Origin of the sequence: Aromatoleum sp. (assembly GCF_032027225.1) — a bacterium.
Classification (GTDB): Bacteria; Pseudomonadota; Gammaproteobacteria; order Burkholderiales; family Rhodocyclaceae; genus Aromatoleum.
This window is the reverse complement of the sequence record NZ_JAVSMM010000031.1, coordinates 1-13,615: the sequence shown is the minus strand read 5'-3', so window position 1 is coordinate 13,615 and position 13,615 is coordinate 1. Positions and strand designations below refer to the sequence as shown.

Sequence of the window (13,615 nt, the reverse complement as noted above, 5' to 3'; positions counted from 1 at the left end):
CTATGTCCCCCCCGATGCGGATTACACCTCCTGATCCACCCCCGTCAGCGCCGGCGCCGGGCCCTCGATCACCCCTCCCCGCACATAGACATGCTCACCGACTGCTGCTTCGCCGCGGGCGCGGATCGTTGCGCCGTCGACGAGTTGGATGGTGACGCCGTCGGTCGTCACGGCGGTGACCTGGCCGGCGTCCAGCGGCTGGCCGGGGATGAGGGCGAGGAGGCGTTTATACGGGTTCCAGCTCATGGGTTTCGATCCGGATGGTTTGCCAGAGGTCTGGGAAGCGCTGCTCGAGCTGCACGGCGCGGGTGAGGCCGAGGTGGGTGTTGCCGCCCTCCTGATACCGCACCAGCTTGCCGGGGCGGATGATGCCGGTCTCGGGGAGCACGGGCAGGCGCAGGCTGATGTGGGCTTGGCGGCCGGTGTCGGCCAGCACGGCAAGGCCGCGGGCGCGGGTCATTTCGGGGGCCGTGGCGAGCGGGTCGACGATGGTCGGTGCGGTACGGTCGGCGGCGGTGCCGGCACGGCGGATGCGATCGCGGCGTCCCGCCTCGCCGCCGGTGACCCACACGGCGTTGTATGCGGGCTTGTCCTGCCACTCGATCCCCTCGACCTCGCACACATCCTCCGGGAGCTCAATGTCGGGCGTCTGCGCCGCCCATTCCCACGGCGCGGACGGGTAGCGCGGCAGGACGATCAGTGTCTGGTCGGTGTCGTGCGCCTGGGCGTAGCCGCCGCCGGCTTCGGCGAGGCGCGTCGCGGCGTCCATGTAGGTGCCGGTGTGGCTCCACGCCCCGGCGGGCACGAGCCAGTCGGCAATGCGCCAGTCGAGCGTCCAGCCGATCGACACGCCATTGACCATAAGTGCATCGGCGAGGAGCTGCTGCGCGGTACGGGCGGCGCTGTTGTAACGGGTGGCGATCGGCGAGTGCGGGTCCGCAAGCCACGCGGCGCGGCCGCGGCCGGAGATACGCAGCATTGCCGAGCCGAAGCGGCGGTCGCGCCCGAGGCGCTCGACGACGAGGCGCAGCGGCGTGCCGTTGAGGGTCGCGATCAGCTCGACGTGCTCGCCCAGCGCAGGCGAGCGCACGAGAGGCATCAGCGATGCCGGCAAGCTCGCGGACCAGCCCCAGCACCAGGAGTCGACGTCGAGCGAGGCGCTGAAATCCTGCACATCGACGGACTCGCCGGTGTCGGCGCGGACGAGCGCGAAACTGTTGATCACGAGATAGACCTCACGGATGGGGATGACAACGGTGCCGGCGGGCGGCTCGGCCGGCGGGCGGTTGCCGAATCGGAGGCGGTGCGTGCCGTCATTGATCCGCCAGAAGATCAGATGGACGGGGCTGCCGTAGGGGATGGGCGGGTTGGGCGGCTCCGGGGGCGGCAGGACGGTGCCTTGCCAGAAGCCGACCGGCAGCGGCAGCGCCTGGGCGTGTGGAACGCGGTTGCGGGCCGCGGTGGGCTGTCCGTGGTGCGAGGGGGCGGCGCCCCGGGTAGTCGTCGGCAGTGCGTAGGTGTGGCGCTGCTGGACGCGGCGGCGCAGGCGGATGCGTTCGGCGTGGCGGGGGTGCGTGCCGGCGGCACGCGGGAGGCCGTGCGCGTGGCGGGTGGCGGCGTGGCGGCGGGTGCGCTCGTGGTCGGCGTGGCGCGGGCGGAGGACGGCGGCGAGGCGCTCGCCGTGCGCGTGGCGCTGAGTCGCGGGGCGCTCGGCGGGGAGCATCTGCTGTTGCTGCACGCGGGTGCCGCCCACGAGCTGCGCGGCGTGGGCGTGCGGGGCGTGGCCGGGGGTCGGCGCGGCGCGCATTTCCTGCTGCGCGAGGGCGAGGCCGGCGGCGACGGCGATGCCGGCGTGATGCGCGAGGCCGGCGCGGGGGCCGTCTGCGTCCGGCAGGTCGAGATCGATCGTGATGCTCGCCGAGCCTGCAAAGCCGAGCGGCGACAGCACGGGCGGCGGCAGTGTCGCGGCGAGCGCGCCGGGCTGCACGCTGTTGCCGACGGCGGTGAGCGACAGCGACAGCGTGGGGGCCGGGAGCGCGGCCGCGAAGGTGCCCTCGGTCGCGCGGATCGAGAGGGTCGCGGCGAGGCTGAGCGAGAGCGCGGCGGGCGGCAGCGCTGCTGCCAGCGTGCCGGGGATGACGACGGCCGGGACGTAGGTATCGCCCGTGGCGGCGAGCGCCAGCGGCAGCGACGGCGCGGGCAGTTGCGCGGCGAGCGTGCCTTCGGTCGCCTGCGGCGCGTCGTTCGCCCCGAAGCGCAGCGCGACCGGGCCGGGCGTCGCCGTGGCCGGGGTCGCGAAGCGCAGGACGACGGTCATTTAGCCCTGCAGTACGGCACTGACGAGGCGCGCGAACGCGCCGGCGGCGAGTTGCGCGTCGCCCGCGACGCTCTCGCCGTCGTCGAGCTTGATCTCGCCGGTGCCGGCCGTGTTCGACACGCTGGCGTCGGCCCACCACGCGCCGGCCCCGTCGTAAATGCGAGCCCAGTTGCCGGCGCCGTCGGCGTCGATCTGCGCCTCGATCGGGGTTGCGAGGACGATCTGCGCGGTCGGGGGGTCGATCGTGCCGGCGCCCGCGGCGAGCGGGATCGTCACGAGCGCGGCGGCGCCCGGCGCAGCGCCTGGGGCGGGACGCGGGGCGGCGTAAATCGCGATCGTGCCGGGGCCGGGCGGTGCGGCGAGCAGATCGAGGGAGGCCTGCAGCGCCGGGATGCGCGCGGCTTCGTCGCGGGCGTCGGCGTGGGCGGTGGAGATATCCATCAGGGGTGCTCCGAGGGGTCTGGCGGCATGGGAGAGGGGATTTGAGACGCTTTCATTACGGGGTCGTATGCGCCGCCTCGCGCCTGTTTTGCCAAAACCCCATAGCCCCTCGCATTACTAGCAAGCCCAGCAAATTCCCAGACCCCCGAGGCGTCAGCCGCGCCGACGGCAATGGTTTTGGGTATGTCAAATCCAGCGAACAAGAGAAGTTCGCTGTTCGGTGCCGGGAGGTCCGGCGTTCCCGCAACAACAGTAGCGCCGGAAAGTTGATTGCAGCCCAAGCAGGACAACAGCGCCGGAACGGCCAGATATTCAAGGTTTTGCGCCATGGCTCAATCCCACTTCCCGTCTCTACCTAAGCTCACGAGAAAGCATGTCTTGGCGAGGCCACTCGAAGTTAACCCACCACTCTGGCGACAGAACAAGAAACCGTTTCCAGACACACCAATTTTTTCAAGACCGATTGCTAAGGAATCGGGCACATGTTGCATTAGGGTCCGTATCGCGGGGACCACGAATCTGGGGGAATGCGTCGAGGGCGACGCGCCGAACGTGCATGCGAGCAGCGAGCAGGGCATCAGTGAATCCCCCAAGGTCGCCGGGGCGAGCAACGCGTTACCCGACACGTAGTTACTCGAATACGAAAAGTACCGGTGACTAACCTCCACCGATTTCTGCACGCCGCTGCCATCCCTCGCGGCCCACTTTCCGGTCCCGGCCGCCGTCTCCTGCGTCCACGGCAGGCCGTTAATTCCCACGTTCACTTGTAGCGCTGCGGAGCTTGTCATGAACCCGTTAATGAAACACGCCCAGGGATCAAGCGCGGAATTTTCAGCCCGTCCGAATACATAAGGGATGGTTTGATTCGGGTAGGTCTGCGAGAATGCCAGCAGCAACACAATCCGCTTCGCATCCGCTACCACTGCCCATTTTCTAGGGGAGGTAGACGCTACGTTCGACTTTGCGAGGTACAGCCCTACAGCCTGCTGGCCCTCATTCGGAAACGGATCCGTTCCAACATCTATCCCGCTCATCGACTCATAGCCGCGCCACGTCGCGGTCGTCGCGCCCGAGTCGTCGACGTGGCAAATCATGCCGTTGTGTGTCGCGTACTGGAGCGAACGGTAGGCCGCTTTGCCGGCCGCTGCGTGCAGCTTCTCCCACCCTGCGGGCGCGCGCGACACCGTCATTGTCCCGACTGCGGTGCCGTCAGCGATTCCGAGGCCGGCAACCGAAAAAACTAGAGAATCTGCTGTCGTACTCGCAATCCGCCAGTCATCATTGAGCGCCTCCGGGTCAGCCCCCGCTAGCCTGATGACATCGCCCTCGGCGAACGGATGCCCGGCCGAGATCAGTACAGTTGCCACGCCTCCCGCAACCACGACCGAATTTACCGACCGCGAGCCGAATCCATTCACGAGGCATGCGTCCATCACCTCGATCAAGCTGCCCGCAGTACCGGATAGCGTGGGAGAGTCCGGCATGTCGCTGGAAAAGAAGCGCACTTGATTGCTCATTGTCGCCATGGATACCCCTGTTACGGTCTATCGATATTGCCCAGCGCATACAGCTCGCACCCGTCCGCCCCAGTCCCGAGGGGTTCGTCGGACTGCTGGATGCTGCGCGCGAGCCAGATGTCGGCGAGCGCGCCGACGGTGTTGATGCGCACGACGTTGCCGGCGCTCCAGCCGCCGCCGTTGGCGGCGACGGGGATCGTGAGGTACGGCGTGCCGCCGGTGCCGTCGGTGTTGCGCGTGCGCGAGTTGATCGGGGCGATGTCGGCGGTGAACGCGCCGGAATAGACGAGGCCGCGTCGCTCGCCGATGAGCTCCACATTCGTGGTGCTGGTCCAGCGCAGCAGCCAGCGCTCGGTTTCCGCGCCTTCGTTCGTGACGGTGATCGGGTGGGCGATGACGTCGAGCGTCGCGGTCGCCTCGCTGCCTTTGATGCTGTCGGCCCACGTGCCGTCCCACGTCGCCTGGTCCCACACGGCAGAGACCCGGGCGCGGCGGTCGCCGTGGATGAGGCAGGAGGCGACGATCGATTCACCGGCCGGGAACGCGTGCGTGAGCGGGCGGGCGACGGTGAGTTGGCCGCTGATCTGCGCGTCGGTGATCTGGCGCAGGTCGCCGACGGTATGGCGCACGGTGACGGGCATCGCGATGCCGGCGACGTCGGCGAAGGTGACGATGCCCGCGGCGCGGTCGAGCGTGTAGCCGCTGGTGACGCTCGCGCCGGTGGCGTCGATCACGCGCACCCAGGCGATGCGCGTGCGGCCGAGTTCGACCGTGCCGCCGGTGAGGACGGTCTGCGGTGCGGTGTCGGCGGCGTGCAGAATCATGACGACGTCGCCGGGGCGGTAGATCGGCACGCGGCCGTCGGGCGGCAGGCGGACCGGGTCGATACCGAGGATGTCGGCGTTGAGCGGGAGATAGGTGTAGCCGACGGCGTTGTAGCGGATCGTCGCGGGCAGGACTTCGCGCGGCTGCCACACGCCCGCGACGAGCTCGCCGAATTCGACCCATGCGGTGCCGAACTCGTAATTGACCGCGCCCCGAGCGTAGGTGCCGGCAATGACGCCGTCCGGGTCGGCGGCGGCAGTGATCTGCGCACCATCGGCGGCGGTCGAGGTGATCGTGACGCTCTCGGGCTTCAAGGGCGCGACCGGGGCGCGGAACGAGGCGTCGATCGCCTTCCACTCGCCGTACTGCGTGAGGCACGCGAGCACCTGCACGCCGACCGCGGTGTTGTCGGCCCAGCGCGTGAGGGTCGCGCGACCGCTACTGTAGTCGATGCTGCCCGCGACCAGCGCGGCGCCGGTGGTGACGCTCGGGTCCTGGTAGAGCACGCCGCCGCGGTCGACGTAGAGGCTGCCGGTTACGGACAGCAGCACCGAGGTCGCGACGACGGGGTCGCCGACGGTGGCGGTCAGGTCGAGCGTGAGGCCGACCGCGCCCGGTGCGACGGTCTCGCCGGTGACGGCAGCCGGGTTGAATGCGGCCGTGTCGCGCTCGACCGCGATCGCCGAGACGCCGCCGATCGTCGCGCTCTGCGTTTGATACTGCCACTGGTGGCTGATCGTCTGGTAGGCGTTGAGCGCGACGGTGACGCCGTTGGTCAGCGTGACGACGCCGGTCGCCGCGTCGAACGTGCCGACCGGCTGATCGAGCCAGACCGTGTAGTTGCCGTCGGGCTGGCGGGCGCGGCCGCCGGCAACGCGGATCTGTCCCCCGCTCGTGATGTACCCGGCGCAGCTGATCGCGCCGTTGTTCGTCGCGGCCGAGAACGTCATCGAGCCGCTGTTGCGGAACGGGGCCTGTCCCGGGACCGTGAAGGTGCCGCCCGAGATCGTCGCCGTCGTGCCGCTCAGCAGGCCTGTTCCGTCACGCCAGGTGTAGGCGTTGGCGACATTCGCCGCGGCATCGGGCGGCGTAGAGAAATCGAGCGTCACGGCGCCCGTCGCGTAGTTGATCGTGCCCGAGACGCCGGTGCCGGTGATGTTGCCGTTTGCCGCGGCGTCGGTCGCGGTGCGCGTCGCGCCGCCGACGGGGTAACTGATCGTGAGCGAGCCGGGGACGACCGGGGACGTCTGGAGCACGTACTCGAGGCGCAGCGTCGCCCCCGCGTCGGCCGTCGCGCCGGCGCGCACTGCGTAGTGCGCGGGGCTGCCCCACGTCAGCATGATCTGGCTGCCGACGTCGGGCAGCGCGCCGAGGGTGACGCTCAGCGCGCCGGTGACGTAGCTGATCGTGCCGGCGCCGAAGCCGGGCTCACTGCCGACGATGTTGCCGTTGCCGTCGTCGCGCAGCGTGTACCAGTTGCCCTGCGCCATGTAGCTGAGTTGCAGCGCACGCGGAGCCGGCAGCGGCGCGAGCGTCTCGACCCAGTTGAGGCGGCGGTTCTCGGCGGTGACCTGCCGCGCGAGCGTGTGCGCCTGGTTCGCCGCCGCGGCGGCCGGGCGGTAGGTGATGGTCGCGGTGCCGGACGCGGACGGCGCGTTGGCTCCGAACAGGATTTCGCCGGTCGCATAGCTCGCCGTGCCGATCACGGTCGCGCCCGACATCGCGTTGCCGGCGCCGTCATCGGTAACGGTGACGCCGCCGACCGAGGCCGACAGCGAGCCTGGCAGAAAGCCGGTGCGCAGCACGAGCCGCAGCGCCGGGCCGACCGCGGCGCCGGCCGCCGTGTAGGTGATCGTGCCGGCGGCGGCTGCGATCATCGGCGCAACGTCGTCGGCGAGCGTGCGCGAGACGAGCGGGGTTTCGGTCTGCGCGCTGGGGACGAGCTGGGTGAACATCGACGCGGCGCGCAGCTGCAGGTCGCCGATCGCGGCCGGCTCGGCGAGACGCTGCGCGCCGTAGTAGCGCGTGGCGTCGGCGACGGAGGTGTCGCGGATGCGCGCCTTGCCGGTGTAGGTGTACGACGATTCGAAGCGGCTGGCGCTATGCCCCGTGAAATTGAAGCGCAGCGCGTCAGAGAGCGTGAGCGTGACGATCCAGCGCGTGAAGTCGCCGGAGTTGTCGGTGAAGGCCGTCTCGACGTAGCTCACGCCGGTGACGCGCACGTACTGCTCTTTCTCGGCCGCAAGTCCCTCATCCTGCACGATGCACAGCGTCTTGCCGACCGGCGGCAGTTGCGTGCCGACGCGCTGAATCACGCCGATCGTCTGCATGCCGCTGATGTGGTTCTCGTGCAGGTAGCCGGGCCACGTCGGGCCCTTGTAGAGGTACGCCTCGACGCGGTTAGCGGCCTGCTCTCGGGTGTCGAACGGGTCGTTGGTGGAAAACAGCGTGTAACCGAGCGCGGCGTCTGTCGGCAGCTGCGTGACGACGGTCTTGGCGCCGGCGTAGAGGTCGGTCGACAGCGTGCGCACGGCGAGGAAGATCTTCCGCAGGTTGAAGCGGCCGTAGGCGCGGTCGAGGTCGCTGATGTCCTCGAAGACGTTGTTCATCTCGCCGTCGACGATGACGTTGCCGGTCGCGGCGCCGCCGCCTTCGGGGACGTCGTCCATCACTTGCGAGGCGACGAAGACGATGTTTTGTTCTTGGATGGGCATGCGTTACTCGCGCAGTTACTCAAGTACGGTGACAAATCGGAGCGTCGCCAGCACCCAGTCGGCGGGCAGCGGGTCGGCGTAGTGGACGAGTGGGCGGGCTTCGAAGGGGCCGCCGTCGTGGTGGCGGAAGACGACGAGGTGCGAGGCGCCGCGCAGCGCGAGCGTCATGCGCTGGCCGGGGGTGTCGGCCCAGGCTTGCAGTTGCGACATGTCGGCGCGGGTCATCCACGCGGAGCGGTCGTCTTCGTTGCGGAGCGTGATCGGGCGTCCGGCCTGGCGCAGGGCGGTCTGGATGATCGGCTTGCCGGTGAGTCCGCGCGTCATCGTCTGCTCGGTCGCGGCCCAGGCGAATTCATCTTCCCAGAGGAGATCGGGGTCGAGCGCGAGGACGGTTGTGCCGACGGTCAGGGTGATGCTCATGAGGCCCTCGACATGTCGGCTTCGAGTTGCTGGAGCAGGCGCGTGAGCGCTTCCGCGTCAGCGCGCGAGGCGGTGTTGATCGTCGTCTGGCGGCCGGCGCCGGTGCCGATCTCGACGCGGAACGTCTCGGTGCGCGGGGGATCCTGCTGAACCGGGCCGACGGTGCGAGGCTCGTTGGCGGAGAACCGCTTCGACTCGCGTTCTTGCTGGATCTGGAGCTTGTCGAGCTGCTGGATGGTGCGGCTCATGGCCTTCATGAATTCTTCGTACGGAACGGCTTGGCCATTGCGGAGGCCGGCCCACTCGCGCTCGATCTGCTTGCGCAGTTCGAGTCCGCCGAGGCGCTCGGCGCGGGAGAGGGTGGCTTCCTGGCCCCAGTCGAGACGACGGGCAGCGCCGCCGCCGTTGTCGTCCTTAAGGCTGCCGTCAGCGTTGCGCCACGAAACACTGCCGGTCCCACCGCCCGCAGGCGTGCCGCCGCCGGGCGGAGGCGCACCGGGCGGGGGCGGGGGCGACGGAAGGCCGCCGATCACGCCGCCGAGGATGCGGTATTGCTCCGCGGCATCGGCTGCCGAGCGGCCAAGCGCTTCCGTGTCGCCCTTGGCTTCGCCCATGGCACGCACGATCGCCTTGCCGGTCGCATCGGCTTCGATGCGCAGACCGTACATCGCGGCTTCCGCCTTCATCGCCTCCGACGCGATCCCTCCGTTCGCGGCGATCGTACGTTCCGCCACGATGCGGAACGCATTCGTGATGTCGCGCGCGGTCGAATCCGCGCTATTCCTGATGATGTCGAAGTCGCGACGGGCGGCGGCCGCGGCCTGGTTGAGCGACTCGCTACTGGCGATGCCCATACGCTTGAACGCCGATTCGACGCTGAACGCGGCGCGGTTCGCCGCCTTGGCTTCCGCGTCGAGGACGTTCGCGACTTCGCGCGCTTTTTGTGCTTCGGCGTCCTTTTGCGCGATGAGCTCTTGCAACTCCTTGATCTGCGCGCGCTTGGCATCGGTGAGCCCGCCGGTCTGGCCGGCCTCGGTCTGCAGCGCGACGATCTGGCTTTCGATGACCGACACTTCGGCCGCACGCATTTCGGCGACCTGCTGTGCGGCGGCGAGGTTGTTCTCCGCCGCCGTCGCGCGGGCCTCGAGGACGGCGATCTCGTTGCCGGTGAGCTCGGCGTTCTGGACGGCCGCGGCGCCTTCGAGGCGCTTCGCTTCGGCTGCCTTGACCGATAGCGCGGTGTACCGCTCGGCGCCGGCGGCTGCCTGCCCGTACGCGTTATTGATCGCGACCCACGCGGATTCTGCTTGCTGCGCCAGCGTGCCAGCCTGCGCCGCCGCGGCGCCGAGCATGCGCTGCTGTTCGGCTGCAATCGCGGACTTGTCGTTTGCCGCGGCAACCGCTGCGGCATGCGCATCGACCGCGGCCGTGTAGGCGCCCCAGTCGCCGGTGTCCAGAGCGCGCATCAGCCCGCCCCACGACGCTTCGAGGGAGCCGGCACGGTCGCCCAGTCCGTCGACCTCGTCCGCGAGCCACGACAGGAAGCCGCCGGTGCGGTCGCGCTTGTCCTGGCCGGCATCGAGTGCGCGGGTGATCGCGTTGGTCAGTCGATTCCAGCCGGCTTCCATGCCGGACACTTTCTCCGGCCCGGTAGTGGCGAGCGTCTTTTGCAGCTCGCGCTGCAGCGCCGGCAACGCGTCCTCGGCGAGGAGCCGCCCCTCGCTGACCATCTTGATGAGCTGTTCGTTCGTCAGCCCGAGGCCGTTCGCGAGCGCCTGCAGTGCGCCAGGCATCGCCTCGGCGAGCTGGCCGCGCAGCTCCTCCATACTGATGACGCCCTTGCTCGCCATCTGCGACAGGGCCTGCAGCGCCAACTCGACCTGCGCGGAGCTGCGGCCCATGCGACCCATCGACGTGACGACAGCGTCGAAAACGTCGCGCGTCTTCTGTCCTTCGAGCGTCGAGCCGCGGGTCGAGGCGGCGAACGACGTGAAGCCCTGTGCCATGCGCTCGAACGCGACGCCGTTGCGGTCGGCGAGCTCGCGCAGCCATCCCAGTTGTTCGCGTGCCGACAGCGCGGGCGTGGCAATGGTGCCGAGCGCACGGCTCAGGCGCTCCGTCTGGACGTTCGCGTCGATCAGCGCGCGGACGCCCTGGTCGATCGAGAACGCGGCGGCGATCGCACCGGCGAGCGGGCGCAGCTTGGTTGTGAGACTGTCGATGTCGGCACTCGCGCGACCGACCGATTGCGTGAAGGGATCGACGGCGCCCGACATCTCGCGCTGCAGCCCATCGATGCGAGCCTGGGCGCGCGCGAAGGCGCGGTCGAACTCGGTGGCCGTGACCTTACTGTTCGCCGCAAGCTGCATCAGATCCTGATTGATCTGATTGATCTCGGACTGGATCTGCGCCGCGGAACGAATACCGATGCGCGCCATCGCCGCCGCGGCGTGATCGCTCGTCGAGCCGAGGCGCTGAACGCCGTTGGCGATGCCATCGACTTCTGCCGCGCCTTCGGTGCGGGCCTTGATCAGCAGTCTGGTTTCGAGCGAGTTCGCCATGGCGCGCGGTCGGGTGGGGACCGGCCCATGTTCGCGCGCGCGCAAAAGCCCCGGCAGGGGAAGTCCTTCCGGGGCCGGGTGGATTCAGGCGGGGGATCAGGCGACAGACTCAAGCCCGCCGCTCGGGCGGGCTTTGATCTGGCGTCTGGCGTCAGGTCAGTTCGGGGAAGCGCACTTCGAACGGGCTCGTCTTGCCGGTCGGCGTCACGGTCTTGCCCTTCAGCGTGATCTGGCCGAAGTCCTCGGCCTTGAAGTCGAACTCGCCTTCGGGCGCGAGCACCGCCTCGAAGACCTCGCACTCGGCGTCGGAGCCGTCGACGAGGTTGCGGCCGTCGAGGAGCAGCCGGCAGCGCAGTTGCGCCTTCGTCGCGCCCTTAACGGTCGAGCCCGACACCGCGTTGTAGGTGCCCGAGACTTTCAAACTCTCCGCGTCGGCGATCGCACCGCCGGCCAGCGGACGGACCATGCCGAGGCGGTAATTGACCTCGTAGTCGGTGTCCTTAGCGTAGGTCGTGGCGCCGTCGCTGCTCTTGACGGTGAAAGCTTCGGCCGCGAAGTTGCGCTTGCCGAGCGGGATCCAGTGACCGAGCTTGGCGGTGATCGCCTGGTCGGCGATCGACCCGCTACCCTGCACGAGAGCCGCCTGCGTGCCCATGAATGCGAGCTTGATGTTGTCCGCGTTCACCTCGTCGAGGACGACCTCGATCTCGGGCGACTTCAGCAGCGCGACCGACGCGATGATCTGCCCGCGCGTGCCGCGGCCGCGCGATTCCTTTTCCTTCAGGTCGGACTGCGCGCCGATCGCGAACTTCGACGATTCGCCCATCGGCTTCCAGCTGTTCCACCAGGACTGCGTGTCGTCGTCCCAGACGTCGAAGAGGACGTCGCCCTCGCCGAGAAATCCACGTGCCGTGCTCATTGTGTGTTGCTCCTCTTCAAAGCTTTTCGACCTGCACCGGCACCTGGGCGGCGAAGGTCAGGGGGAAATAGGCGAACCCGCCGGAAAACACCGGACGTGGGCCGTTCGCGAGTTTGAGCGGGCGCATGCGATCGATCGGGCGCCAGCCCATCAGCGCGGTCAGCGCCGGCCCGACGAGCTCGGCCGCGGAAGCGCGCAACGCCGCCGGCCCGTCGCCGCGCTGGCTCGCGCCCTTGACGACCGCGACGACGATCCACGTCTGCTCGGTCGAGGCGGTGCGGCCGTTCTCGGATGCCTCGACGACGCGGTAACCGCCGTAGATCACATGCAGCGCCGGCGCCGTCTGGCTGCGCGCCTCGACGTCCGCGAGGTCCTCGGCCGCGAGCACCGCGCGGGCCGCGGGCACCATCGCCTTGAGTCGCGCGAGGATCAGCGGTTCGAGGCCGAGGAAGTCGATCGGGGCCGTCATGCGAAGCCTCCGCCGAACACCTTGCGGCCGGGCTGGACGACTTGGGCGAGCGCGGCGCCCGCCGTGCCGTTGCTCGCGGCCCCCGCACCCGGCAACAGGGCGCGCCCCGCGGCCACGTCCTTCAGCCAGCGCATCGCGTCCTCGTAGCGCGTACGCACCTCCTCGGTCACGCGTACCCCGTGCAGGCGGTAGCGCGCGACGTCACAGGCGACAGTGACCAGGTGCGCCGGCACTGGGGCGACCGGCAGTGCGTAGCGCACGCCCAGATACGCGTCGATCTCGCCCGCCGCGTCGGCGATCGCCGCCTGGGCGACCCCCTCGACGACAGCGCCGGTCCGCGGCTCGTCACGGTCGGTGAGGTCGATCAGCTCGTCCTCCCCGAAGCGTGCGACCAGGTCGGCGACGGTGGCGTAGGTCACGGCTTACTCGGCTCGCGTGAAATCGGCGTAGTACTTGTCGCCGGTCTTGAACTGACCGAACAACGCAGGGTTGGCGACGGTGATTCGAAAGTCCGCCTGCGGCGAGTACTTGGCGTAGGTGTTGTCCTCGTCGTCGCCGTTCGTGTCGGAATAGCCGTTGGTCCGGCAAACCGCATGCATCACCACGGTTTCGCAGCTCGTGGTCTTCACCCCGTCCAGTTCGGAAAAGTGCTCCTGAACGAAACTCACCTGAAGCTTTGCTCTCATCTCGGACATTCTGATTTCTCTCGTTGTGCCGAACCTTCCGGCGTTACTCGGCGTCCGGCGGCAGTCCGCCGGTAACGGCCAGCACGATCAACTCCGGCTCGGCGAAGAGCTGCAGGATCTCGTCGTCGCTGAACTCGTCGGATGGAACCTCGACCGCCTGCGGACCCCAGCGCCGCCCGCAGCGGCGGAAGCCGCTCGGCGAGCGCGAGGCGACGCGCAGGGAGGTGACGTAGGACGCGATCGGGGCGCCTTGTCCCGGCTCGCCCGCGAATTCCTCGACCGTCCCGGCGATCGAGGCCCGTTCCGCAGCCTCCGCAATGGCAAGCCAGTCCGGGGTCACTTTCTTCTCCCCCGGCGGTAGCTCACCTTCCGGCGCAGCGACTCCGCCCCCCTCCGGGGGAGGATTCCCGGTCATAAGCGGCTGGGCGGCGGACGGACCGTGAGACGTGGGGGCGACAGGGCCAGCCGCCGCCCCGTCCGTCGACACGACCGCATCGTCTGCCTTCTCGGCTGCGGTGGTATTCGGGGTGCCGGGGTCCGCGCCCCCGGCTGCGCCCGGCCCGCGAAGTCGGCCGGCTTGGGTTTCTTTCGTCTTCATGTCTTAGGCCAGCCAGGGCGACACGATCAGCTTCGCCGTGCCGCGCCAGACGTTCGTCGCGCCGCTGGCGTTGCGGTCGGCTTCGAGGAGCTCGCGCGCCTTCGCCTCGTTGCTGGGACCAACGACGAGATGCGTGCCGGTCACGCCG

13 protein-coding genes are annotated in these 13,615 nt (G+C 69.2%); all 13 read right to left on the bottom strand.

Features of this window, described 5'->3' with window-relative positions:
- Window positions 1–21: 21 nt before the first annotated feature.
- The 13 genes from ROZ37_RS21230 to ROZ37_RS22145 all read right to left on the bottom strand — a co-directional run bounded on the left by ROZ37_RS21230 (window position 22) and on the right by ROZ37_RS22145 (window position 13,611).
- Window positions 22–246, bottom strand: a complete 225-nt coding sequence (locus ROZ37_RS21230; protein WP_312662663.1) for a hypothetical protein — start codon at window positions 244–246, stop codon at window positions 22–24.
- The gene (locus ROZ37_RS21225) at window positions 227–2,317 is read right to left on the bottom strand and encodes a hypothetical protein (RefSeq protein ID WP_312662662.1); all 2,091 of its coding nucleotides are present in this window, start codon (window positions 2,315–2,317) and stop codon (window positions 227–229) included. The genes ROZ37_RS21230 and ROZ37_RS21225 overlap by 20 nt, the downstream gene beginning before the upstream one ends.
- On the bottom strand, window positions 2,318–2,758 hold the full coding sequence (locus ROZ37_RS21220) for a hypothetical protein (RefSeq protein WP_312662661.1): 441 nt from the start codon (window positions 2,756–2,758) through the stop codon (window positions 2,318–2,320).
- A 332-nt stretch (window positions 2,759–3,090) separates the two neighbouring features.
- Window positions 3,091–4,284 (bottom strand): hypothetical protein, encoded by a 1,194-nt coding sequence (locus ROZ37_RS21215; RefSeq protein ID WP_312662660.1) that lies wholly within the window; start codon window positions 4,282–4,284, stop codon window positions 3,091–3,093.
- 11 nt (window positions 4,285–4,295) lie between these two features.
- A complete protein-coding gene (locus ROZ37_RS21210; protein WP_312662659.1) occupies window positions 4,296–7,814 on the bottom strand; it encodes a hypothetical protein in 3,519 nt (1,172 codons plus the stop codon).
- A gap of 15 nt (window positions 7,815–7,829) precedes the next feature.
- Window positions 7,830–8,234, bottom strand: a complete 405-nt coding sequence (locus ROZ37_RS21205) for a hypothetical protein (RefSeq protein ID WP_312662657.1) — start codon at window positions 8,232–8,234, stop codon at window positions 7,830–7,832.
- Window positions 8,231–10,795, bottom strand: a complete 2,565-nt coding sequence (locus ROZ37_RS21200; protein ID WP_312662656.1) for a tape measure protein — start codon at window positions 10,793–10,795, stop codon at window positions 8,231–8,233. The genes ROZ37_RS21205 and ROZ37_RS21200 overlap by 4 nt, the downstream gene beginning before the upstream one ends.
- Before the next feature lie 151 nt (window positions 10,796–10,946).
- Window positions 10,947–11,714 (bottom strand): hypothetical protein, encoded by a 768-nt coding sequence (locus ROZ37_RS21195; protein ID WP_312662653.1) that lies wholly within the window; start codon window positions 11,712–11,714, stop codon window positions 10,947–10,949.
- Window positions 11,715–11,730: 16 nt separating this feature from the next.
- The gene (locus tag ROZ37_RS21190; protein ID WP_312662652.1) at window positions 11,731–12,183 is read right to left on the bottom strand and encodes a hypothetical protein; all 453 of its coding nucleotides are present in this window, start codon (window positions 12,181–12,183) and stop codon (window positions 11,731–11,733) included.
- Window positions 12,180–12,602: a DUF1320 domain-containing protein gene (locus tag ROZ37_RS21185; RefSeq protein ID WP_312662651.1), complete on the bottom strand. Its 423-nt coding sequence runs from the start codon at window positions 12,600–12,602 to the stop codon at window positions 12,180–12,182. Before ROZ37_RS21185 ends, ROZ37_RS21190 begins: the two co-directional genes overlap by 4 nt.
- Before the next feature lie 3 nt (window positions 12,603–12,605).
- Window positions 12,606–12,878 (bottom strand): hypothetical protein, encoded by a 273-nt coding sequence (locus ROZ37_RS21180; protein WP_312662650.1) that lies wholly within the window; start codon window positions 12,876–12,878, stop codon window positions 12,606–12,608.
- Window positions 12,879–12,912: 34 nt separating this feature from the next.
- Complete coding sequence (locus tag ROZ37_RS21175) at window positions 12,913–13,209, bottom strand: hypothetical protein (protein WP_312662649.1); 297 nt, start codon at window positions 13,207–13,209, stop codon at window positions 12,913–12,915.
- A 261-nt stretch (window positions 13,210–13,470) separates the two neighbouring features.
- The gene (locus ROZ37_RS22145; RefSeq protein WP_409449985.1) at window positions 13,471–13,611 is read right to left on the bottom strand and encodes a Mu-like prophage major head subunit gpT family protein; all 141 of its coding nucleotides are present in this window, start codon (window positions 13,609–13,611) and stop codon (window positions 13,471–13,473) included.
- Window positions 13,612–13,615: the final 4 nt, after the last annotated feature.